23 protein-coding genes and 3 tRNA genes are annotated in these 22,043 nt (G+C 38.5%); 16 read left to right on the top strand and 10 right to left on the bottom strand.

The window, feature by feature from the left end; all coding sequences use genetic code 11:
- Window positions 1-1,179, top strand: a complete 1,179-nt coding sequence (locus ABS768_RS14595; protein ID WP_408075678.1) for a THUMP-like domain-containing protein — start codon at window positions 1-3, stop codon at window positions 1,177-1,179.
- Here the strand turns inward: ABS768_RS14595 and ABS768_RS14590 are convergent, their stop codons facing one another.
- The gene (locus ABS768_RS14590; RefSeq protein ID WP_408075676.1) at window positions 1,180-2,619 is read right to left on the bottom strand and encodes a PQQ-dependent sugar dehydrogenase; all 1,440 of its coding nucleotides are present in this window, start codon (window positions 2,617-2,619) and stop codon (window positions 1,180-1,182) included.
- 159 nt (window positions 2,620-2,778) lie between these two features.
- Here ABS768_RS14590 and ABS768_RS14585 point away from each other — a divergent pair, with 159 nt between their 5' ends.
- The 4 genes from ABS768_RS14585 to ABS768_RS14570 all read left to right on the top strand — a co-directional run bounded on the left by ABS768_RS14585 (window position 2,779) and on the right by ABS768_RS14570 (window position 3,768).
- The gene (locus ABS768_RS14585) at window positions 2,779-3,348 is read left to right on the top strand and encodes a hypothetical protein (protein WP_408075675.1); all 570 of its coding nucleotides are present in this window, start codon (window positions 2,779-2,781) and stop codon (window positions 3,346-3,348) included.
- 157 nt (window positions 3,349-3,505) lie between these two features.
- Window positions 3,506-3,589 (top strand) — tRNA-Ser (locus ABS768_RS14580).
- Between the two features lie 8 nt (window positions 3,590-3,597).
- Window positions 3,598-3,672, top strand: a tRNA-Pro gene (locus ABS768_RS14575).
- Window positions 3,673-3,694: 22 nt separating this feature from the next.
- Window positions 3,695-3,768: transfer RNA gene (locus ABS768_RS14570), tRNA-Arg, on the top strand.
- A gap of 55 nt (window positions 3,769-3,823) precedes the next feature.
- Here the strand turns inward: ABS768_RS14570 and ABS768_RS14565 are convergent.
- Entirely contained in the window at window positions 3,824-4,159 is a 336-nt protein-coding gene (locus ABS768_RS14565) for a Cif family virulence factor (RefSeq protein WP_408075674.1), read from the bottom strand.
- Window positions 4,160-4,171: 12 nt separating this feature from the next.
- Complete coding sequence (locus ABS768_RS14560) at window positions 4,172-4,969, bottom strand: SDR family oxidoreductase (RefSeq protein WP_408075673.1); 798 nt, start codon at window positions 4,967-4,969, stop codon at window positions 4,172-4,174.
- Between the two features lie 121 nt (window positions 4,970-5,090).
- Here ABS768_RS14560 and ABS768_RS14555 point away from each other — a divergent pair, with 121 nt between their 5' ends.
- On the top strand, window positions 5,091-5,438 hold the full coding sequence (locus tag ABS768_RS14555) for a winged helix-turn-helix transcriptional regulator (RefSeq protein WP_408075672.1): 348 nt from the start codon (window positions 5,091-5,093) through the stop codon (window positions 5,436-5,438).
- Between the two features lies 1 nt (window position 5,439).
- Here ABS768_RS14555 and ABS768_RS14550 read toward each other — a convergent pair whose 3' ends face one another.
- Entirely contained in the window at window positions 5,440-6,213 is a 774-nt protein-coding gene (locus ABS768_RS14550; protein WP_408075671.1) for a phosphatase PAP2 family protein, read from the bottom strand.
- A 66-nt stretch (window positions 6,214-6,279) separates the two neighbouring features.
- The gene (locus ABS768_RS14545) at window positions 6,280-7,050 is read right to left on the bottom strand and encodes a phosphatase PAP2 family protein (protein ID WP_408075670.1); all 771 of its coding nucleotides are present in this window, start codon (window positions 7,048-7,050) and stop codon (window positions 6,280-6,282) included.
- A 242-nt stretch (window positions 7,051-7,292) separates the two neighbouring features.
- Between ABS768_RS14545 and ABS768_RS14540 the strand changes: the two genes are divergently transcribed.
- Window positions 7,293-7,610, top strand: coding sequence for a hypothetical protein (locus tag ABS768_RS14540; RefSeq protein WP_408075669.1), 318 nt, complete (start codon window positions 7,293-7,295; stop codon window positions 7,608-7,610).
- 72 nt (window positions 7,611-7,682) lie between these two features.
- On the opposite strand, the gene ABS768_RS14535 is transcribed toward ABS768_RS14540, so the two are convergent.
- Genes ABS768_RS14535 through ABS768_RS14525 form a run of 3 tightly spaced genes read right to left on the bottom strand, consistent with a single transcriptional unit; the run spans window position 7,683 to window position 9,807 of the window.
- Window positions 7,683-8,903: an RNA polymerase sigma factor gene (locus tag ABS768_RS14535; protein WP_408075668.1), complete on the bottom strand. Its 1,221-nt coding sequence runs from the start codon at window positions 8,901-8,903 to the stop codon at window positions 7,683-7,685.
- Between the two features lie 41 nt (window positions 8,904-8,944).
- Window positions 8,945-9,283 (bottom strand): YciI family protein, encoded by a 339-nt coding sequence (locus ABS768_RS14530; protein ID WP_408075667.1) that lies wholly within the window; start codon window positions 9,281-9,283, stop codon window positions 8,945-8,947.
- Between the two features lie 47 nt (window positions 9,284-9,330).
- Window positions 9,331-9,807 (bottom strand): carboxymuconolactone decarboxylase family protein, encoded by a 477-nt coding sequence (locus tag ABS768_RS14525; RefSeq protein ID WP_408075666.1) that lies wholly within the window; start codon window positions 9,805-9,807, stop codon window positions 9,331-9,333.
- Between the two features lie 159 nt (window positions 9,808-9,966).
- Here ABS768_RS14525 and ABS768_RS14520 point away from each other — a divergent pair, with 159 nt between their 5' ends.
- Window positions 9,967-10,443, top strand: a complete 477-nt coding sequence (locus ABS768_RS14520) for a GNAT family N-acetyltransferase (RefSeq protein WP_408075665.1) — start codon at window positions 9,967-9,969, stop codon at window positions 10,441-10,443.
- On the opposite strand, the gene ABS768_RS14515 is transcribed toward ABS768_RS14520, so the two are convergent.
- Window positions 10,435-11,406 carry a hydrogen peroxide-inducible genes activator gene (locus tag ABS768_RS14515; protein WP_408075664.1) on the bottom strand — a complete coding sequence of 324 codons (972 nt, stop codon included), beginning with the start codon at window positions 11,404-11,406 and terminating at the stop codon, window positions 10,435-10,437. The two genes, ABS768_RS14520 and ABS768_RS14515, sit on opposite strands and share 9 nt — an antisense overlap.
- A gap of 112 nt (window positions 11,407-11,518) precedes the next feature.
- Here ABS768_RS14515 and ABS768_RS14510 point away from each other — a divergent pair, with 112 nt between their 5' ends.
- The 8 genes from ABS768_RS14510 to ABS768_RS14475 all read left to right on the top strand — a co-directional run bounded on the left by ABS768_RS14510 (window position 11,519) and on the right by ABS768_RS14475 (window position 19,595).
- Complete coding sequence (locus ABS768_RS14510; protein ID WP_408075663.1) at window positions 11,519-12,544, top strand: alpha/beta hydrolase; 1,026 nt, start codon at window positions 11,519-11,521, stop codon at window positions 12,542-12,544.
- A gap of 44 nt (window positions 12,545-12,588) precedes the next feature.
- Window positions 12,589-13,005 carry an OsmC family protein gene (locus ABS768_RS14505; protein WP_408075662.1) on the top strand — a complete coding sequence of 139 codons (417 nt, stop codon included), beginning with the start codon at window positions 12,589-12,591 and terminating at the stop codon, window positions 13,003-13,005.
- Window positions 13,006-13,560: 555 nt separating this feature from the next.
- On the top strand, window positions 13,561-14,739 hold the full coding sequence (locus ABS768_RS14500; protein WP_408075661.1) for an acetyl-CoA C-acyltransferase: 1,179 nt from the start codon (window positions 13,561-13,563) through the stop codon (window positions 14,737-14,739).
- A 171-nt stretch (window positions 14,740-14,910) separates the two neighbouring features.
- Window positions 14,911-15,672, top strand: a complete 762-nt coding sequence (locus tag ABS768_RS14495; RefSeq protein ID WP_408075660.1) for a C40 family peptidase — start codon at window positions 14,911-14,913, stop codon at window positions 15,670-15,672.
- 102 nt (window positions 15,673-15,774) lie between these two features.
- Window positions 15,775-16,623: an alpha/beta hydrolase fold domain-containing protein gene (locus ABS768_RS14490; protein WP_408075659.1), complete on the top strand. Its 849-nt coding sequence runs from the start codon at window positions 15,775-15,777 to the stop codon at window positions 16,621-16,623.
- A gap of 82 nt (window positions 16,624-16,705) precedes the next feature.
- A complete protein-coding gene (locus tag ABS768_RS14485; protein ID WP_408075658.1) occupies window positions 16,706-17,395 on the top strand; it encodes a carboxypeptidase-like regulatory domain-containing protein in 690 nt (229 codons plus the stop codon).
- Entirely contained in the window at window positions 17,395-18,303 is a 909-nt protein-coding gene (locus tag ABS768_RS14480) for a carboxypeptidase-like regulatory domain-containing protein (protein WP_408075657.1), read from the top strand. The genes ABS768_RS14485 and ABS768_RS14480 overlap by 1 nt, the downstream gene beginning before the upstream one ends.
- A gap of 50 nt (window positions 18,304-18,353) precedes the next feature.
- Window positions 18,354-19,595 (top strand): glycoside hydrolase family 5 protein, encoded by a 1,242-nt coding sequence (locus tag ABS768_RS14475; protein ID WP_408075656.1) that lies wholly within the window; start codon window positions 18,354-18,356, stop codon window positions 19,593-19,595.
- 338 nt (window positions 19,596-19,933) lie between these two features.
- Here ABS768_RS14475 and dnaK read toward each other — a convergent pair whose 3' ends face one another.
- Window positions 19,934-21,844 (bottom strand): molecular chaperone DnaK, encoded by a 1,911-nt coding sequence (gene dnaK, locus ABS768_RS14470; RefSeq protein WP_408075655.1) that lies wholly within the window; start codon window positions 21,842-21,844, stop codon window positions 19,934-19,936.
- Window positions 21,845-22,043: the final 199 nt, after the last annotated feature.

Genomic DNA, 22,043 nt, shown 5'->3' with positions numbered 1-22,043 from the left:
TTGCCTCTTACCATTTTAAGTCCGCAGGTTCAGGAGTTTATTTTAGAGAATACCAATACCGATGTGACCAAACTCGCATTGCAGAAAAACCCGTTCCCCGATGTAGAATGGACTGATATACTAAACCAGATAGCTGCACGCCAAAAAGCAAAGGACAAACTACCTACATGGTTTGAGAGCAGTAATATTATTTACCCTTCAAAAGTATCGGTAGAGCAAACCTCATCAGAAATCACAGCACAATACAAAGCTTCCCTTATATCGCGCGAAAGCCTTATTGATCTTACCGGAGGTTTTGGTGTGGACGATTACTATTTTGCTAAAACCGTTAGCAAAGTAGCCCATTGCGAAATGAATGAACAACTCTCGCAAATTGTTGCTCATAATATTAGCAACATGGGAGTTAACAATATACAATGCTATACTGGCGATAGCCTTGATACTCTTACCGAACTTAAACAACAGTGGGACTGGATTTATATAGACCCATCGCGACGTAGTGATGTTAAGGGAAAAGTTTTTATGCTAAAAGACTGCCTTCCTAACGTGCCCGAACTTTTAGGCACTTACTTTAACTACAGCAGCAATATACTCATTAAAACAGCTCCGTTACTGGATATAGCTGCCGGATTAAGTGAACTGCATTCGGTGAAGGAAATATATATTACAGCCCTAAATAATGAGGTTAAAGAGCTGCTTTGGCACCTTGAAAAAGGATTTACAGGAATACCTTCCATACATGCAGTAAACCTCAGTAAAGACGGTGAACCGGAAGTATTCACCACTACAGTGGAAGACGAACCCGATGCTGCCTATTCCCTACCGTTAGATTACCTGTATGAGCCTAATAGTGCCATAATGAAATCGGGCGCATTTAATGACGTGGCAAAACAGTTCAACCTTTATAAACTGCACAGGCATACCCAGCTTTATACAAGCAATGCATTGATTGATTTTCCGGGGCGCAGATTCGTTATTAATGAGATTATACCTTATGGTAAGGCCGAAATGAAAAAACATGCTACAGGGCAAAAAATGAACATTACCGTGCGTAACTTCCCTATATCGGTAGAAGAACTCCGCAAAAAATGGAAAATAAAGGACGGGGGCGACACCTACGCCTTTTTCACTACCGATAAGGATAACAACAAACTAATGCTTATTTGCAGTAAGGCCTGATTACTGTACCGGAACCAATCTAAGCACACTGGTATCGGTATCTTCAACAGCTACATAAATATAACCGTCAGGCCCCTGCCTTACATCCCTAACACGACCTATGTTTTTAAGTAATTTTTCTTCGTGAGTAACCTTAGTCCCGTCAAGATAACAAAGGTTAAGGTACTTAAAGCGTAAGGATCCTACAAGTAAAGCACCCTTCCACGGCTTATAAACATCGGAAGTTACAAAAGCCATTCCGCTTGGCGCAATAGACGGTATCCAGTAGTGTAACGGATCCTGTATACCCAGCGCTTCTGTTTTATCGGTTATTACCTCTCCGTTATAATTAATACCGTAGCTTACCAATGGCCACCCGTAATTGGTACCCGGAGTGATTATATTAATCTCATCGCCACCGCGAGGGCCATGTTCAGTTTCCCATAATTCACCTGTAGAAGGATTGATAGCCAAACTCTGTGGGTTACGGTTACCATAGCAATATAAACTGGTAGGCTTACCGTTATCATTCTTAAACGGATTATCTGCCGGAATACTTCCGTCGTCCTTTATACGATGTATTTTACCCAACTGGTTATCACCAAGTGTTTGCGGGTTTCCGTTTTCGTTACCCCTTTCCCCTACCGATATGAACAGGTAACCCTTATCGTCAAACACAAGCCTGCTACCATAGTGATGGCGTGTAGGTGCATACGGATTGGCTTCAAAAATTATCTTTTGTTGTTTTAAGCTATTCCCCTCAAGTATAGCAGTCATAACTGCTGTGGTAGCCAGTTTCCGTCCATTTTCCTTTTTCCCTTTGGAATACGAAAAATAAATACGATGATTGTTTGCATAATCAGGATGCAAAATAACATCCAGTAATCCGCCCTGACCTTCGGCAACCACTTCCGGCACGCCGCTAACTTCGGTATTCTTCCTGTTCTTTACCCTGTAAAGCTGCCCACCTCTATTGGTCACCAGTAGCTCATTATCAGGTAAGAAGGCAATACCCCAAGGAACAGCAATTCCGGTTGCTACAGTATCAATCCTTACGGTAAGTTTTTCGCTTTCAAAAATGTTAGACTCGACAGAGTCGTCAAAATAATATTGTTCAACATTCTTAATTCCGGCAAGTATATATTGGGCAAGTTCTTCGATTTCCTTATCAGTAAAGGTTGCCGCAAAAGCCGGCATACCATCGTTACTGTAACCGGTTTTTATACCGAAAACCAAATCTTTCAGCTCACTGCCATGTTTCCACTGCCTGTCCACAAACATATCCATTTTCTCGCCGTGGCAGCCACTACAATAGTTTTGGTAGTTTTGTGCAGCCCTCTCCTGATTACCTGTAGCAGTGACCTCCTGAGCCACGGTATAAGCTTCCTTTTTATCCTTGCAGGAAAACAATATAACAGAAGCTGCTACCATTACCGGAAATATAAATGTTCTAAAAGTCATTATGCGGATTTTTAAGATGTCAAAGTACAAAAACATAGTGGCTCATACAACACAAAACCCAAAGGCTGTTATTAAATTAAACCTAAAATTTAAAAGCATGGCTATATCATTTTAATTATATTTGGCTCTTATCTCATTAATTTAAAGCACACCGCATACATGAAAAAATACTTACTGATGCTATTATTGGCTTCAGGCCTTACAGCAAAGGCTCAGCAGGACGACTGCAATTTTACCGTTGTAACTACCGAGAATGGAGAAACAAAATCGACTCCCGAATATTTAATGCACGAAAAGGTATTTGCCGGAACATCAAGCTTTGTATTCTTTTCAATGACACTACATGACGACATACCCGTGCTTAATTTCCAGTTACTGGCAAAAAGTGATGATTTCCCCAAAGCCTATTGCTTTACCAAAAAATCACGCATACACCTGCAGCTTACCAACGGGAAAGTTGTAACCCTTTTTTGTATAGATGAAGATGCCTGCTCACAACTGTTGTATGACGAAGCCGAAAAGAAAAACCTGAGAATGCTTAACGGACATTTCCTATTCACCAAAGGATCTATTGAAGATTTAGAGGCATCTCCCATACTTTTTATGAGGGTACTTTACTCGGCTGAAACCGTAGATTACCCTTTAAGAAGCAACCTTGAATCAGAAACTATGGGTAAAAATTACAAGCCCGACAGCTATTTTATACAATACCTGAAATGTATTAAGTAAAAAACTACAATTTTTTAATATTGCTATAATGCTGACTGTTAAATACTTTAAATTAAAGTTTCAAAAAAATTAAAAAAACCTTTAAAAATAGTTGCAGAAAAGAGAATCATCATCTACATTTGCAACCGCAAAAAAGGCTTAACGTCTTGAGCAAAGAGGAGAGGTGCCGGAGTGGTAACGGAGCAGATTGCTAATCTGTCGGCGGGTAACCGTCGCCAGGGTTCGAATCCCTGTCTCTCCGCTTCTTTTCGGGGTGTAGCGTAGCCCGGTTATCGCGCCTGGTTTGGGACCAGGAGGTCGCAGGTTCGAATCCTGCCACCCCGACAAAAAAACTAACACAAACTTCGGTCGCGTAGCTCAGCTGGATAGAGCACCTGCCTTCTAAGCAGGCGGTCACAGGTTCGAATCCTGTCGCGATCACAAAAAGCCTTTGAGAAATCAAAGGCTTTTTTGGTTTATATAAGTATCTAAAAATTTAGCTCGTTATTTCCAGTGAATGTATCTGTTCATTTACAATATTAAGATGATATTGTAATACAAGAGGACTCCCGGGAAAAGAACCGGAAATTTCTGCACTTAAAACATTGTTAGTGTCACCTGCTTTGGTAAAAGCAACTGGATTCATCGTAACCTGATACCTTTTATTCGCATCCTCTATCCAGGCTTTAATCTCATCTTTTCCTTTATACGTTTTTCCTTCATCCAAGACCTCTGCGTTTTCAGAAAAACAGTCTGCATACGCTACAGCATCAAAATCATTTTGAGCTTTTACTAAACCTAATACTACTTTTGGTAAATCTATTGTATCCATAATATAAATTTTTTAAACGGTAGGTATAGTACCTCCATCAATTATAAACTCTGTTCCTGTTAAATAATTCGCTCTATGTGAAACTAAAAAACCTATTAACTCTGCCACCTCTTCAGGTTTAGCTGGTCTTCCGTAAGGTATTCCTCCTAAACTGTCCATTACTTTTTGTACTGCCGCGTCAAAAGTAACACCTGTTCTCTCTGCAATTTCATTCATCATGGATGTAGCACCGTCTGTTTGAATCCAGCCGGGAGAAACCGTTAATACACGAACACCCTTTGGCGAAACCTCATTAGACAGGTTTTTACTGTAATTAATCAATCCTGCTTTTGCAGCCGCATAAGGCAAGGTAGAATCATATAAGGGTAATTTTCCCTGAATAGAGGCTATATGAATAATAACACCTTTTTTTCGTGCTATCATTTGAGGTAAAAAAGCCCTATCTAAACGTACAGGCGCAAGCAAATTGGTTTGAATGGTTGTTTCCCAATCATTATCATTAAGCGAAACAAAACCACCTCCCTTAGTATCAGACCCGCCCAGATTATTAATCAAAATATCAAGCTTGCCATATTTAGCCATAACCTCATCAACAACTTTTTGAGTTCCATCTGCCTTACTTAAATCAGCGGCAATGAAAAACAAATCTTTATTTTCCTGAGCAGGACTGTTCCTAGCAGTAATAACTACTGTAGCACCGGCAGCATATAACCTTTCTGCTATTGCTTTTCCGGTTCCCTTAGTACCTCCTGTTACTAAAGCCACTTTGCCTGTAAGCTCCTCATTAAAATTTAATTGCTGTGTCATCATTTATTATTTTTATACAAAGTTCAGGAGTATGTATTGTTTGTACAAGTACGGAAAACCGAATTGCATAGGGATAAATTATTCCCCTATTGTACACTTTGGAACATTAGGGTAACTTTGTAATATGTATGAAAGAAAAATACCTTTAAACCTAAATTGCGGACTGGATTTAATTGGAGAAGTCCTTTATGGTAAATGGAAAATCCGTTTACTGTGGTTTATTAATGAAGGAAATAAACGCCCAAGTGAATTGCAACGTAAAATCCCCGATGCTTCACGCAGGGTTTTAAATATGCAGTTAAAGGAGTTGGAAAAACATGAGTTGATTATCCGAAAAGTATATGCCGTTGTTCCCCCAAAAGTTGAATACTCCCTAACTGATTTTGGAAAAACTTTAATTCCTGTTATTAGCCTTATGGGAGAATGGGGGGATAAAAATGAAGAACGGTTACGAAATGTGATTACTAAATAATCTAAAACCTCACAACAACACTACCGCCAAACTGCTCTCGGTTATAAAACGGCATTGCCATAGCGGTTATGTTACTTTCTGAATCACCTCCTTTAAATACCTTATTCTTTAAAAAAGGATACACCCAGTAGGCTATTTTAGTGCTCAGTATACCAATACCTGCACCGGCAGCTACATCGGTAAGCCAGTGTCTGTTATTGTAAACACGCATCAGTCCGGTTCCGGTAGCCACTACATAGCCTGATATACCGTACCAAATTGATTTGTGTTTATATTCCTGCATTAAAAACTCTGCCCCCGCAAAAACAGTAGCCGTATGACCTGACGGAAACGAATTGTAAGAGGTAATATCAGGACGCTGTACATTGGTCATTGCTTTAATACTTCTAACACTTGTAAAAGTAATCAGTAACGATGTGGTCAGGATAATGGTACGGTCGCCAAAATTATGCTCCCCTTCTACTCCAACTAAATTTAAGGCGTACACCGAAAGCATAGGCACAAAACGGGTAACATCGTCTATTCTGCTTTCCTTGTGTTCGTTTTCCAAAACCTTAGTCCTTATATCGGTATTCAGCTTTTTAATATCATCGCTATGCAAACCAATCACTCCATAAGCTATAAGCGTACTTGGTATTATAATCTGTTTTACGTTAAAGTGATACTTAGCAGCCGAAAAATCGTTAACCTTAACCGTATCATTAACAGCCGTATTTTCCTGCGCTGTGAGCCATAGCGGAAAAAACATCAAAAGCAAAAACAGCTTTTTTATCATAGTTTGGGGATCATATTAGCATCTGTAAGGCGCTAAAATAAAGAAATAAATTCCTATTAAACAAAACTAAAATTTTATGGTTACAGCTGCACCCATTTGTTCTCCGTTATAATAAGGCATTGCCATGGCAGAAACTTTTTTTTCGCCTTTTTTACCTTTAAACACTTTATCTCTTAAAAACGGATAAACCCAGTAGGCAAACTTTGTACTTAGTATCCCTATACCTGCACCGGCAGCAACATCGGTAAGCCAGTGCCTGTTATTATACATCCTGAACATACCTGTACCGGTAGCCACAAGATAGCCCGATATACCATACCATATAGACACATCTTTATACTCCTGCCATAAAAACTCGGCCCCTGCAAAAGCAGTAGCAGTGTGCCCCGAGGGGAACGAGTTATATGAACTGCCATCAGGTCGCAACTGATGTGTAACCGATTTAAGGGAAAGCACAGTACTACTCATCACAAGGTATGATGTCGCCATGATAATGGTCCTGTCCTTAAAATTATGCTTCCCTTCTACCCCTGTCAGGTTAAGGACATAAACCGATAGTGCAGGAGCATATTGCATAAAGTCGTCAATAGTAATTTTTTGGTCAATATCCTCAACCACTTCATTGCGGATACTGTAATTAATTTTTTTACACTGTCCGTTATCCAACCCTATTACACCATAGCCAACCAGTGCCACAGGTATTACCAGTTGACGGAAATTATAACGGCTGTGTTTTGTTGCTGTCGAATCGGTTATGGTGTCGGTTTGGGTCAGCTGTGCTTTTACTACGTAAGGGCAAAGTAGTAAAAGTAAAATCAGTTTTATTATCCTCTTCATTTTTATAGTACGGTATTTACCTCTTTAACGTATAGCTACTTAAAAAAATTGAATACCGACACGAATCTTAAGCCAATCTTAAATTTGGAAATACTCCGTAAAAAACTGTAGAACCTCTACACACTACACTAAACCATTCCCCATAAAAACAGTCAAAAAGCCCCCATATTCCCTTAAAAAACGTAACGGCACAGTTATTTCACTATACTAAGCGTAACCGAAAAATATAAATAAGAAAGACTATGAAAAATCTATTTTTATCGGGCGCTTTAATGCTGGCTTTAGCACTAAACGCCACAACACTTAACCCAACTATAAACAATAACGAATTTACAACGGTAGCAAACCACCAGGAAAAAGAGTATAAAGCAATTGAACAGGGCGACATTGCACCGGAAGTGCTTAAAAGTGCCGTAGACAAATACGGAGGATATTCATTAGTAAACGCTTATGTGGCTGCTGATGGTACCGACTATAAATTTGTACTTACAAAAGACGGTAAAGATCTTACCGCGTACTTTAAAAATAACGGCGAATTTATTAAAGAGGAAACAGCATAATCCATAATCCTTAAATATTAATTAACACAACCAGAGAGAGGGGGCTTTGCCTCCTCTTGCCTTTTTATACCCCTATAGTTTACTTATCTTTAAGGAAATACCTGTTTTTTCGGCTGAAGTTTTTGCCAGGTTGTAAGCTTTTTCAAAATTCATTCGGGCTTTTGTACTATCAATACCTGTATACAGTTCGCCAAGCAGTATATGATAAAAATGATTGTTTTGCAACTTTAGTTTTTCTGCTTCAACAAGAGCTGCTTGTTTCCCGTCTGCCCTGTACAGGGCATAAGTACGGTTTAACGCAACAGCAGGAGAATAGTTAATAAGCAACAACTTATTGTACAACTGCAATATTGACTGCCATTTGTTGGGAGTATCATCTTTAAGGCAATGATGATAGGCTATTTGAGCTTCAATATGGTAAGAAGTAATCTCATCACCTTCCATAGAGGCGTTTAGGTAATACAATCCGCGTTGAATCATATCATTATCCCATAAGTCGGGATTTTGTGCCTCATACAATATGTGGGCATTCTCGTTATCCTGACGCGCATCAAACCTTGAGGCATGAAAACACATTAAGGCAATCAGAGCATTGGTTTTTGGCTCATTGGTAATTTCGTTATCCCTAAGCATAAGTCCCAAGCGTAAAGCCTCTATGCAAAAATCTTTTCGTAAAATACTACTTTCAGTTTTAGAGTAGTAACCTTCATTAAAAAGCAGATAAATAATATGCAGTACGTTATCCAGTCTGGCATTTATTTCATTTTTTGGCGGAAGTTCCATAACAACAGCTTCGGTGCGTAGGTTTTCCTTTGCCCTAAAAAGCCTTTTATTTATGGTTTCTTTGTTAGACATAAAAGCCTCGGCAATCTCATCAATACCAAAACCACACAGTATACGAAGTGCCAAACCTATTTGTGCTTCACTGGCTATAGCCGGATTACAAATGGCAAACAGCATTTGCAGCTGACTGTCCTTTATGTGTTTTGGAGAAAAATCAGGTTCATCTGTCATCTTTTCAGCATTATGCTTTACATGTGGGGCCACCCTCTCATCAAATATCTTATTTCGGCGAAAATAATATAGTGTTTTCTGTTTTGCCACAGCATATAGCCAAGCTGTAGGATTATCAGGTATTCCTTTGCTTTCCCAGGTTTCGGCAGCTAACAGAAAGGTATCGCTTACCACATCCTCGGCAATCTCTATATATGCCAGTCCATACAGCTTACTGATAACCGACACCATCTTGGAGAATTCCTGCTTAAAAAGTTCTTTTAGGTTTATGTTTTCCATACAAAGGAGAAACCCGCCTGTAAAGCGGGTTTATTTATTTACTAAATCATTATCGGGCGTACCTCAACACTTCCACCCCTTTCCATTGCAGGGCAGCCGTGCGCCAGTGTTACGGCCTCTTCAAGAGTATCTGCTTTTACCACTATCAAACCGCCAAGGCATTCTCTTATTTCCACAAAAGGGCCGTCGGTCATAACCCCAGCCGGTTTAAGTATTTTTCCTCCCGATGCCAGTCGTATTCCTTTGTCTCCTTTTAGTTTACCCTGAGCGGCAATACTACCTATCCAGTCCTGCCATTTCTTTTCAACAAGTGTTTTTTCACTTTCAGGCAAGGCCTCAAAGTCGCCTACATGACGGAATAATAATGCAAATTCTTTCATTATTCTGATTTTAAGGATGAATATATAAATTTTAGGGATACTATTTATTAATTATTTACATGATGTGCATGCATACCCGGCACATAATTACCTGCTGGTGTACGAAAGGCAACATTTAACCTGTTAAAGCCATTTATAGCAATTATTGCTATAGTAAGATCTATAAGCTCTTCCTCATTAAACTCTTCCCTTGCATACGCATAAACAGCGTCCTTAACATGACCGTCGGCAAGGTTGGTTACCGCTTCAGCCCAGGCAAAAGCTGCACGTTCCCGATTAGTATACACCGGAGATTCTTCCCAGGCAGAAAGCATATACAGTCTTTGTTCACTCTCCCCCAGTTCCCTTAAATCTTTTGCATGCATATCCAGGCAATAGGCACACCCGTTTAGTTGTGACACCCTAAAGTAAATAAGATGCAACAACTCTTTCTCAATAGACGATTTCGCCAAATAAGCCCCAAAGCTAAACAGTGGCTTTAATGCATTGTAACGTTTTTCAAAAGGATTTGTTCTCTGTTCCATTTTTCTTAATTTTTGATTGATTAATAATTGAACTACACCCTAATGATGACTGAAAAGAAACAAATTGGACACGACTTTGAAAAAAATTTAAAAATAAATTCGATAAACCTGTAAACCACTGTATTCACTATCTTTACATAAGAATTATTTTTCACGAAAATGAGTACTGATACCGTAATAATTACCGATTTCTCTCCCGAATACAAACAGGCTTTTAAACAACTTAACGAAGAATGGATATCCAAATACTTTGTAATGGAGGAAGCCGACTATAAAGCGCTAGATAACCCTGAAAGCTATATATTAGATAAAGGCGGTTACATTATTATGGCATTATATAATAATGAAGCCGTAGGTACCTGCGCCCTAATTAAAATGGACGATGAGAAATATGATTTCGAACTCGCCAAAATGGCAGTATCACCAAACATACAGGGAAAAGGCATAGGCAAAAAACTGATGCAGGCCGTAGTTGACAAAGCTAAAAGCAAAGGAGCCAAATGGCTATATCTGGAAAGTAATACCATACTAACCCCTGCCATCACGCTATACGAAAAAACCGGGTTTGTAAAGGTTAAAAGAGCTGCAACTCCTTATGAGCGTTGCAATATCCAAATGGAACTGGAATTAAAATAACCCTTTAACCGACTCTACAAAGTAAGGCGAATCATTCCATTGTATTTTTTTGTATTTAAAGTCCTGCTTCATACTATCGGGCAGGCAGCTATATAGTGATTCACTTATTTTTTGTAATAACAGCTTACGCGAAAAGGTTTCGGCTACCACGAGGCTTATTTCCCTTACCGGCTTTGGATCGTTAAACTCTTTGTAAAGAGGATTCTCCTTTTCGTTAATCACACTTAATAAAGGCAGTATAGCAAATCCTAAGTCGGCCTTTACAAGATTCTTTAAAGTTTCAATCGAACTTATATCATAGGTAAATCCGTCGTGCTTATCAGTACTGCCTGTTAATCCGCAAATATCAAGCAGCTGTGCATTATAACAGTATTCATGCTCCAGTAATAACAACTGAGGCTTATCCTGTGGTTGCAATTCATAATGAGTCGCCCCTGCCATAGGGTGGTTACTGTTAAGGTAAGCCACAAACGGTTCGTAGAACACAGGGTGTTCCTTTAACCCGTTTGCTCCGGTAGGTGTTGCCATAAGAGCAATATCTATATCACCTGTAAGAGCATCATTTATTAATAGTCCTGTAGGGAGCTCTTTTATGGTAAAATGCATTTTTGGAGCCACCTCCTTCATCTTCTTAATAAACTGCGGAACCAAATAAGGCGACAGTGTAGAGATTACCCCAATGGTACACTCCCCTTCCAGTTGGTTCTTTTCATGAATCACAAAATCTCTTATATCGTCTACCTCCCTCAATATCTTTTTAGCGCGGTTTATAATTTCTTTACCCGGTGTGGTAGGTTTTAAGGGCACTTTGGTTCGGTCAAATATTTTGATACCTATTTCTTCTTCTAGGTTTTTAAGCTGAATGGTAAGTCCGGGTTGGGTTACCATACACTCCTCGGCAGCCTTTACAAAGTTGCGGTGCTCATCTAGTGCTACTATATATTTTAATTGCTGAATTGTCATTATTATAAAATATTTTTATAAAGTTAAAAAATTATTAATTTGATTTATATATTATACTGCAATAATTTTGACTCATCAAATCGAACAAAATATAAATTTAAAACTGAATACGATGAGAACAATACTTTTATCAGCAATCATGTTACTGGGAGTAACAGGTGCACAAAGTCAAACAGACATTACTCTTGCAGGGAATTACAGCGTAGAAAAAAACACCCGCAAATTTTTAAAAGCAGTACACAGCGGTAACGGTCCGCAAATTTATGAGCTATCTATAGCAGATGCCCGTAAGGTACTTATCAATGCACAAACAGGCGACTATAAAAGGCCTGATGCCGATGTAGAAGAACGTACCATTACCCAGGACGGAAGAACAGTTTCCATAAGAATAGTAAAACCAAAAGGAACCAAAGAAAAACTACCCGTACTTATGTATTTTCACGGAGGCGGATGGATATTAGGTAATGCCTTTACTCACAACAGATTGGTTAAAGAACTGGCTGTAGGTGCTAATATAGCCGTAGTATTTGTAAACTACACTCCGGCACCCGAAGCACAATTCCCGGTAGCTAACGAAGAGGCTTATGCAGCAACCAAATGGATTAAACAAAACGGAGGATCAATAGGACTTGACACCACAAAACTTGCTGTAGGCGGAGACAGTGTGGGTGGAAATATGGCTATAGCCGTAACCCTTATGGCTAAAGAGCGTAAAGGACCTGAAATTGACTTTCAGCTACTGTTCTACCCTGTTACCAATGCTGAGTTTGACACTGCCTCATACCAACAATTCTCTACAGGGCATTTTTTAACCCTTAATGCTATGGTTTGGTTTTGGGATGCTTATGCTCCTAATAAAGCCGACAGGAATAATATTACCGCATCTCCTCTAAGAGCCGATATAGAACAATTAAAAGGATTACCGGAAGCACTTGTAATAGTAGCCGAAAATGACGTGCTAAGGGATGAAGGCGAAGCCTATGCTAAAAAACTGAATGCTGCAGGGGTTAAAGTAACCGCTACAAGATACATAGGTACCATACACGATTTTGTAATGCTAAACCCTATTACAAATACACCGGCACCAAGAGCAGCCATTAAACAGGCTATTGATGCCTTAAAAGAAAAACTGAATTAATTATCATAAACAAATAATAACAACAACTTTTAAAATTTAATATCATGAAATTTACAAGAAAAGCAACAGCAAACTGGAAAGGAACAGGAATGGAAGGTACTGGTAAAGTATCTACACAAAGTACCGTATTAAACGACACTCAGTTATCTTTCAAAACCCGATTTGCAGATGGTGTAGGTACTAACCCTGAAGAGTTACTGGCAGCAGCACATTCCGGATGTTTTACCATGCAGCTTAGCTTCCTGCTTAATGAAGCCGGATTTACAGCCGATAATCTTGATACCGAAGCCAAAGTAACTTTTGAAGACGGAACCATTACTACTATAGTATTGGATCTTACAGGAAGTGTACCCGGTATAGCAGCACAACAGTTTAGCGAAATAGCCGATAAAGCAAAACAGATATGTCCTATATCAAAAGCTATAAATGCTGCTATTAGCCTAAATGTAACACTGGTATAAAAAAGAACAGGGCTAAAAACGAAAATTCCCCTGGTAAGGAGGGGAATTTAGCAATTTTTAATCCTGCATCTATTAATAAAAAACTACTTTCAAAAATTTGGAAACGAGTTTAAAATAAAATCCCTCCTTTCGGAGGGATTTTCCCACCATAAACTCAAATATTGAGCAGGTACTACCTGTTCGTTAGAATACACATGCAAATATCCCTTCTTTCTACAATGTGTGAAATACCACAAAACACTGATTTTACCATGTGGAAAACACGTAGTCATTGTAAGAAATCACGTAAACTCGTGATGTAAACGTAATATTAGAAAGTATTTTCTTATAATTATAGGTTTTAAAACTATTTTGTTTTAAAAAAACTCATCGGTTAAGTGTAAAAATAAATCGTCAACGTGTGCAAACACCAGTGTTTTTATACAAAAACTACATATCCTCAAATCATTCCCAATAAAACACGTTATTTGTTGTTTATTTTTAAATAGTTTGTTTTTTTTAGTCTAAAAAATCATTAAATTCGCAACTTAAACAAATATATTAAAGATAATAGCAATGAGTAAAAAAGTAGTAATCGTATCGGCTGTAAGAACTCCTATAGGAAGCTTTATGGGATCTCTTTCTACCGTGTCTGCTGCACACCTTGGTGGTGCTGCCATTAAAGGCGCTTTAGAAAAAATAAACTTAGACCCTAAGCATATTGACGAGGTGTTAATGGGTAATGTGGTACAGGCAGGTGTTGGTCAGGCTCCGGCAAGACAGGCTTCAAGATTTGCAGGCTTACCTGATAACGTAATAGCTACTACTGTAAATAAAGTATGTGCCTCTGGTATGAAAGCTGTTATGCAGGGTGCGCAAAGCATTATGTGTGGTGATGCCGATGTAATTGTTGCGGGTGGTATGGAGAACATGAGCCTTATACCTCACTATGTACACATGAGAAACGGTCAGAAATTCGGACCGGCTACTATGATTGACGGATTGCAGAAAGACGGACTTACAGATGCTTATGATAACAATGCAATGGGTGTATGTGCCGATCTTTGTGCTACAGAATATAAAATTACAAGAGAAGAGCAGGATGCTTTTGCTATAGAGTCATACAACCGTTCGGCTGCTGCATGGGATGCAGGTAAGTTTGATAACGAAGTTGTACCGGTAGCAGTTCCGCAAAGAAGAGGCGAGCCTGTTATGGTTACTAAAGATGAGGAGTATACTAACGTAAGGTTAGATAAAATTCCGTCTCTAAACCCAGTATTCACTAAAGAAGGTACTGTGACTGCTGCAAATGCTTCTACCATTAACGACGGTGCTGCTGCACTTATATTAATGAGCGAAGAGAAAGCAAACGAACTTGGCCTTAAGCCTCTGGCTTACATCAAGTCGTATGCCGATGCAGAGCAGGAACCAAAATGGTTTACCACTTCTCCTGCTAAAGCGCTACCAAAAGCGCTTGATAAAGCAGGTATAACAAAAGACGATGTAGATTTCTTTGAGTTTAACGAAGCCTTCTCGGTAGTTGGTATCGCTAACTCAAAAATATTAGGCCTTGACGCTGCTAAGGTAAACGTAAACGGTGGTGCTGTATCACTGGGTCACCCTCTGGGATGCTCTGGTGCACGTATCATTGTAACGCTTATTAATGTATTAGAGCAAAACAATGCTAAAACCGGTGCTGCTGCTATTTGTAACGGTGGTGGTGGTGCTTCTGCAATCGTGATTGAACGTTCATAATAATTGGTTATTATACTGTAGGCTGTTATTAACTTTTGTGAAAACAGCCAAACCTTGTAACGCTGCTTCAGAATTAACCTTTATATTTGTGGTTATGCTTGGAGCAGCGTTACTTTTTTAATGCTGCAAACAACCAACTTAAAATAAACAACAAATAATTAATTACTATAAATGTTTGGTATTTGTAATCTTGCTATTGTCCCTCTTCGTTTAGAACCGAATGACAGAAGCGAAATGACATCACAGGTTTTATTTGGTGAACATTTTAAAATTTTACAGCAAAAGGCAAAATGGACACATATACAACTGGCTTACGATGGTTATAAAGGATGGATAGACAATAAACAGTACAAAACAATTACCGAGGAAGATTACAAAAATCTGTCCTCATGCCCTGCCGTATTAAATTCTGATTTGGTAGAGTATGTAACTACACCAAACAATTTACTTATTCCCATACCTATGGGAGCTTCATTATCTTTCCTTGAGTTCACTGAGATAAATACTGAGGCTTTTTCGTTTGAAGGATTAAAAACATCGGGCGTAACAGCAAAAGAAAACCTGCTTAAAACAGCCTTTATGTACCTTAACGCTCCTTACTTATGGGGCGGAAAAACACCTTTTGGCATAGACTGTTCTGGCTTTACACAAATGGTATACAAGCTAAACGGATACCACTTAAAGCGTGATGCCTCACAACAGGCAACACAGGGTGAAGCATTAAGTTTTATTGAGGAAAGCGAACCGGGCGATCTTGCCTTTTTTGATAACGACGAAGGTAATATTATCCACGTTGGTATTATAATGGAAGACAACTACATTATACACGGGCACGGTAAAGTACGTATAGACAGATTGGACCATTTAGGTATCTATAACAATGAAACCCGAAGGCATACGCATAAACTAAGAGTAATCAAGAAAATTATATAACACTGGTTATAAACAATATAAAATAAAATCCTGTTTTAATTAACAGGATTTTTCATTTTAGGCACGATGCTTGTTTAGTTTGTGGCAACTAAATAAAACCACATGAAAAAACTATTATTCTTGCCTTTTATGCTGCTGTTTCTTGTAAGCTGCAGTAACGACGATGATTCACAAACAACACAAACCGAACAACCCTTAACGGAAGTAACGTATCTTGATGTTGCATATGGTGATGACCCCGAGCAGACCATGGATGTGTACCTGCCTGCTAACCGAACCGAAGATACCAAGGTATTCGTTTTAATACACGGAGGCTTTTGGTATGCCGGAAGTAAAGAAGACTTTAATCAGGCTGTACCTATTATTAAACAATACTTCCCTGATTATGCCATTGTAAACATCAATTACAGGCTTGCAGATATAGGCAGTCCTGCTTACCCTAAACAAATTGAGGACATACAGCAAATGTTTCAGTATCTTGAAAGTAGTGATTATACTATTTCAAACGATTATGCATTAGTAGGCGTTAGTGCCGGGGCTCACCTGTCAATGTTGTATGCCTATAAATATGATACCGAACATAATGTAAAAGCCATTTGTGATATTGTTGGCCCTGCTGATTTTACAGATGAAGCTTATACCGACCATCCGCAATATGAAAATGCAGCACTGGCATTAGTGGGTACGGCATCTCCTACTCAGGAACAGTTACAGGAGGTAAACCCTGTTAATTTTATTACCGGTATGGCACCGCCAACAATCAGTTTTTATGGAGGTCAGGACGAACTAATACCAAGCTCGCAAGGACCACTGCTTAAAGCAGCTCTTGATAATGCCGGAGTATATAACGAATATACCCTTTACCCTAACGGAGGACACTTTGACTGGGACTTAGCTACCCTAACAGACATGTACAGTAAGCTTATCCCTTTTTGCCAGAACCATTTTTAACCAATTATAATAACCTACCTTAAATGTAAAGCAGGCCTAAAAAGCCTGCTTTTTTCTTACATTTTTTATTTATATTTACCTCATGCACAAACCTGTACAAATAACCATACCTAGACCATGCCATGAAAAATGGGATGAAATGACGCCTACCGATAAAGGAAAGTTTTGTGCCGCCTGCCAAAAAAACGTAATTGACTTTACAAAAGCAACCGACATGGAAATCGTAGAGTTAATTAACGGCAACAAAAATCTTTGCGGACGTTTCTCCCCTTCTCAACTAAACAGGGATTTAATTGTACCGAAAGAAAAAAGTACAGCATGGACTGCCATTGCTGCCGGAGTAATTAGTTTTATTACACTGGGCTCATATAAAGCCACAGCACAGGAAACTGTAAAAACTGAGCAAACTGATGTAAAATCCGATTCCATTACGCAAGAAACTGTTCCTGAAAAATGGATTGTAACAGGAACAATAAGTGATGAAATGGGACCTATGCCTAGTGCTAATATTGTAAATTTATCAAGATCTACCGATACAATTAGTGATTTAGAAGGGAGGTTTAAAATGACTGTTTTTGAAGGTGATATTATTGAAGTACAATATGTAGGATATGAAACTTACTCCTTTAAAGCAGAAAACAAAAAATATGATATTCTACTTGAAGAGCCAAAATCCTTAAGAGAACTTCAAAAAGACGTATATGGTGTAATTGAAGTTAAAAGAACTTTCTTCGGGCGAATATTTCATTCAATAGGTAATATATTCAGATAGTGAGAAAACCAATTCAAATATCAATCCCACAGCCATGCCATGAAAAATGGGATGAAATGACACCTACCGATAAGGGAAGGTTTTGTGCCGCCTGCCAGAAAAACGTAATTGATTTAACAAAAGTATCCGACAGGGAAATTGTACAGTTAATTAAAAGCAATAAAAACCTTTGCGGACGCTTCTCCCCTTCTCAACTAAACAGGGATTTAATTGTACCGAAAGAAAAAAGTACAGTATGGACTGCTATTGCTGCTACAGTAATCAGTTTTATTACACTAGGATCACATAAAGCCACAGCCCAAGAAACATTAAAAACAGAACAGACTGAAAACATCAACAGCTACGAAACTATTGGAATACTCACTGGTGTTGTTCGTGATAAAAATGATGTGCTACCCGATGTTACTATTATAAACAAAACGAATAACGAAACCACCGTTTCCCTATTAAGCGGAAATTATGAAATACTGGCTGATAAAGGCGATATTATAGAGTTTTATCTTGACGGATATATTACCCAAACCATAACTGTTAAATCAAATCCTCATAAAAACGTAAAACTTAAAAAGGATAAAAACTATAATGAACAGGAACAAAAAACAGGACCTTTTGTTATAACCGGAACTGTAAATGATGAAACCGGGCCTTTACCTAGTGCGAATATCGTTATAAAAGGTACATCAATAAGTACACAGGCAGATATAAACGGAAACTACTCTATCGAAGTAAAAAAAGGGGATATACTAGAGTTTTTATATGTAGGATATACTACTAAAGAAATAACGGTAAATAATTTATCGGAAATTAATATAACTATGACTAGTGCAATTATGGGCATGGGTGCAATTGAAGTTAGAAGATCATTCATCGGGCGTGTATTTCATTCCATAGGTAATTTTTTTAGATAGTAATTTTTACATTCTTTATCTTTAGGGCACATTTAAAAATTCGCATCTAAATGATTTTAAAGAAATCCTCTAACCTGCTGATCGCAGCAATTACCTTATGTATGGCATTTACCTCTCCTGCCATAGCACAAAAGAGTAAAGTAGCAAAAACAAACGGCTCACAAATTATTGAGCCAAACGGAAATCCAATAACCCTTAAAGGTACAAACCTGGGTAACTGGTTGGTTCCCGAAGGCTATATGTTTAAAACGGGCAAGGTAGCCTCGCCAAGGCAAATAGACCAGTTACTTTATGAAATGATAGGTCCGGATAGCCTAACCACCTTTTGGCACAAATATCTGGACAATTACATTACCCAAAACGACATTAAATACCTTAAACGAATAGGCTGTAATCACATTCGACTGCCGTTTCACTACAAGATGTTTACTAATGAAACTTATATGGGAACCCAAAATGCAGGGTTTAAATATTTTGACCGTGCTATTGAATGGTGCAGGCAGGAAAACCTATATGTACTACTGGACATGCACTGCGCACCAGGTGGACAAACAGGTGATAATATTGACGACAGTTATGGCTACCCGTGGCTGTTTTTCAGTAAATCATCTCAAGACCTTATGAGTGAGGTTTGGATGAAAATCGCTAAAAAATACAAGGGTGACCCTATTATTATAGGCTATGATGTGATTAACGAACCTATTGCCCATTATTTTACAGAACAGATACCCGACTATAACCACAGGCTATTTATGCTGTACCAACGAATGGTAAAAGACATCCGTTCAGTTGATAAGGAACATACCATTTTCCTAAACGGATCGGTTTGGGCGGGAGATTTCGGTGTGTTCGAATCTATTTTAGACGATAATATTGTTTATGAGTTCCACAAATACTGGTTTGATGTAGAACAGGGCGCTATTCAAAAATATGTTGATTTCCGTGACGAACACAAGATACCCATCTACATTGGGGAAACCGGAGAAAATACAGATGAATGGGTAATGGACTTCAGGCTATTACTGGATCAAAATAATATTAACTGGTGCTTCTGGCCCTACAAAAAGATGGATAATACCAAAGGAATAATGAACTTCACTATGCCCGAAGATTATGCTTTTATTGTACGCTACTCACAAAGCGACCGTAGCTCATTTGAAAAAATACGCGAAAACATGCCCGACAGAACTTTGATACAAAAGGCATTAAACCAGTTTCTTGAAAACTGCCTGTATGAAAACTGCTTCCAAAACAAAGGCTACATTGAAGGTTTAGGACTTACAGTGAAGTAATTATTCTAAATGATAAATTTTAAATTAAGATTCACTACTGTCATTCTGAACGTAGCGATAGCGTAGAGAAGAACCTGTTTTTATTGAACATGGGAAGATATTTCACTCCATTGCATTTCGTTGAAGATGACATCCAGTATCGGAGTAGTTGTCATTTCGACCGCAATGAAATGGAGTGGAGAAATCTCTTTTAATATAATTTAGATTTTTCACTTTGCTATCGCTACGTTCAAAATGACAATTACAAACTATAAGAAACACATACAAACAAAAATGCCCCGCAAATTGCGGGGCATTTTTTTATCTAAATACTTTGTACTAATATCTTAGTACTCGGATTATTTTACTTCTTCAAAGTCTACATCCTGTACGTTGTCACCTTCCGGCTGAGCATCGCCCTGTGGCTGACCTTGGTCTGCGCCACCCTGAGCACCTGCACCAGCTTCGGCCTGTGCTTTATACATTTCTTCAGATGCATTTTTCCAAGCCTCATTGATTTTATCAAGAGCAGGTTGGATAGTAGCAACATCTTTAGTTTCGTAAGCTTTTTTAAGTTCTTCAAGAGCCGACTCAATTGGCTGTTTGTTACTGTCAGATAGTTTGTCACCAAACTCTTTAAGCTGTTTTTCTGTTTGGAAAATCATAGCATCAGCCTCGTTTAGCTTATCTACTTTTTCTTTAGCAGCTTTATCGGCATCAGCATTAGCTTCTGCTTCCTGACGCATTCTTTCGATTTCTTCCTGAGTTAATCCTGAAGAAGCCTCTATACGAATGTCGTGTGACTTACCTGTACCTTTATCTGTAGCCGATACTTTGATGATACCGTTAGCATCAATATCAAATGTTACTTCGATTTGAGGTACACCTCTTTGTGCTGGCGGAATACCGTCTAAGTGGAAACGACCAATTGTTTTGTTATCCTGTGCCATTGGTCTTTCTCCCTGTAATACGTGGATTTCTACCGATGGCTGGTTATCTGCAGCTGTAGAGAACACCTGAGATTTTTTAGTAGGGATAGTTGTGTTAGCCTCAATTAATTTAGTCATAACACCACCCATAGTCTCAATACCTAATGAAAGCGGAGTAACGTCTAACAGAAGTACGTCTTTCACGTCACCTGTTAATACACCACCCTGTATAGCAGCACCAATTGCCACAACCTCATCAGGATTAACACCTTTAGAAGGTTTTTTACCAAAGAATTTCTCTACTTCTTCCTGTATTCTAGGGATACGTGTAGAACCACCTACAAGAATAACCTCATCAATATCTGATTTAGATATACCTGCATCTTTAAGTGCTTTTTCACATGGTAACATAGAACGTTTTACCAAATCATCAGCAAGTTGCTCAAACTTAGCTCTTGTAAGTGTTTTTACAAGGTGCTTAGGCCCGCTTGCAGTTGCAGTTACATATGGTAAGTTTATTTCTGTTTGTGTAGAAGACGAAAGCTCAATTTTAGCTTTCTCTGCAGCCTCTTTTAAACGTTGTAATGCCATAGCATCCTTACGCAGGTCTACACCTTCATCATTGTTAAATTCGTTAGCTAACCAGTCAATAATCACTTGGTCGAAGTCATCACCACCTAGGTGCGTATCACCATTAGTAGAAAGTACCTCAAACACACCGTCACCTAACTCAAGGATAGAGATATCAAAAGTACCACCACCAAGGTCATATACGGCAATTTTCTGATCTTTACCTGCTTTATCAAGACCGTAAGCAAGGGCAGCCGCAGTAGGCTCGTTAATAATCCTTCTTACTTTAAGTCCGGCAATTTCACCTGCTTCTTTAGTAGCCTGACGCTGAGCATCGTTAAAGTAAGCCGGTACGGTAATAACCGCTTCGGTTACAGACTGTCCTAAATAATCTTCAGCAGTTTTTTTCATTTTCTGAAGTGTCATAGCCGAAAGTTCCTGCGGAGTGTAAAGACGGGCATCAATATCCACACGTGGAGTATCGTTATCACCTTTTACTACTTTATAAGGAACGTTGCTTGCTTCTTTTGAACTTTCAGAAAATTTGTTACCCATAAAACGTTTTATGGATGATATTGTCTTAGTTGGGTTAGTAACCGCCTGACGTTTTGCAGGGTCACCTACCTTAATTTCACCACCTTCTACAAAAGCGATAACCGATGGCGTTGTTCTTTTTCCTTCAGCATTAGGAATAACTACAGGCTCGTTACCTTCCATTACGGCTACACACGAGTTGGTTGTTCCTAAGTCAATTCCAATTATTTTACTCATATCGTTTAATAGTTATTATTTTGGATTTTCGATTTATATTTATTGTTTGGTTGTAAATAGTCAATCATTATGCCAAGAGAAAAAAAACATAAAAATGACAGAACAATATGACAAGATGTCATTTTAATTTTTATTACTTTTAGAAAACTTTAAAATGTTTTTAGAAAATTATGAACTTCTGTCTTATTAAAAATAAAAT

This window comes from Flavobacterium rhizophilum (genome assembly GCF_046000485.1).
Taxonomy (GTDB): Bacteria; Bacteroidota; Bacteroidia; order Flavobacteriales; family Flavobacteriaceae; genus Flavobacterium; species Flavobacterium rhizophilum.
The sequence above is the reverse complement of the archived record's forward strand: the minus strand, read 5'-3'. Positions and strand labels throughout refer to the sequence as shown.

Bases quoted from the DNA above. Each gene is read 5' to 3' on its own strand.
- dnaK (WP_408075655.1), bottom strand. From the start codon at position 21,844: ATGAGTAAAATAATTGGAATTGACTTAGGAACAACCAACTCGTGTGTA.
- ABS768_RS14475 (WP_408075656.1), top strand. From the start codon at position 18,354: ATGATTTTAAAGAAATCCTCTAACCTGCTGATCGCAGCAATTACCTTA.
- ABS768_RS14565 (WP_408075674.1), bottom strand. From the start codon at position 4,159: ATGGATACAATAGATTTACCAAAAGTAGTATTAGGTTTAGTAAAAGCT.
- ABS768_RS14505 (WP_408075662.1), top strand. From the start codon at position 12,589: ATGAAATTTACAAGAAAAGCAACAGCAAACTGGAAAGGAACAGGAATG.
- ABS768_RS14510 (WP_408075663.1), top strand. From the start codon at position 11,519: ATGAGAACAATACTTTTATCAGCAATCATGTTACTGGGAGTAACAGGT.
- ABS768_RS14515 (WP_408075664.1), bottom strand. From the start codon at position 11,406: ATGACAATTCAGCAATTAAAATATATAGTAGCACTAGATGAGCACCGC.
- ABS768_RS14590 (WP_408075676.1), bottom strand. From the start codon at position 2,619: ATGACTTTTAGAACATTTATATTTCCGGTAATGGTAGCAGCTTCTGTT.
- ABS768_RS14525 (WP_408075666.1), bottom strand. From the start codon at position 9,807: ATGGAACAGAGAACAAATCCTTTTGAAAAACGTTACAATGCATTAAAG.
- ABS768_RS14560 (WP_408075673.1), bottom strand. From the start codon at position 4,969: ATGATGACACAGCAATTAAATTTTAATGAGGAGCTTACAGGCAAAGTG.
- ABS768_RS14555 (WP_408075672.1), top strand. From the start codon at position 5,091: ATGTATGAAAGAAAAATACCTTTAAACCTAAATTGCGGACTGGATTTA.
- ABS768_RS14495 (WP_408075660.1), top strand. From the start codon at position 14,911: ATGTTTGGTATTTGTAATCTTGCTATTGTCCCTCTTCGTTTAGAACCG.
- ABS768_RS14490 (WP_408075659.1), top strand. From the start codon at position 15,775: ATGAAAAAACTATTATTCTTGCCTTTTATGCTGCTGTTTCTTGTAAGC.
- ABS768_RS14550 (WP_408075671.1), bottom strand. From the start codon at position 6,213: ATGATAAAAAAGCTGTTTTTGCTTTTGATGTTTTTTCCGCTATGGCTC.
- ABS768_RS14485 (WP_408075658.1), top strand. From the start codon at position 16,706: ATGCACAAACCTGTACAAATAACCATACCTAGACCATGCCATGAAAAA.
- ABS768_RS14500 (WP_408075661.1), top strand. From the start codon at position 13,561: ATGAGTAAAAAAGTAGTAATCGTATCGGCTGTAAGAACTCCTATAGGA.
- ABS768_RS14530 (WP_408075667.1), bottom strand. From the start codon at position 9,283: ATGAAAGAATTTGCATTATTATTCCGTCATGTAGGCGACTTTGAGGCC.
- ABS768_RS14540 (WP_408075669.1), top strand. From the start codon at position 7,293: ATGAAAAATCTATTTTTATCGGGCGCTTTAATGCTGGCTTTAGCACTA.
- ABS768_RS14545 (WP_408075670.1), bottom strand. From the start codon at position 7,050: ATGAAGAGGATAATAAAACTGATTTTACTTTTACTACTTTGCCCTTAC.
- ABS768_RS14520 (WP_408075665.1), top strand. From the start codon at position 9,967: ATGAGTACTGATACCGTAATAATTACCGATTTCTCTCCCGAATACAAA.
- ABS768_RS14585 (WP_408075675.1), top strand. From the start codon at position 2,779: ATGAAAAAATACTTACTGATGCTATTATTGGCTTCAGGCCTTACAGCA.
- ABS768_RS14535 (WP_408075668.1), bottom strand. From the start codon at position 8,903: ATGGAAAACATAAACCTAAAAGAACTTTTTAAGCAGGAATTCTCCAAG.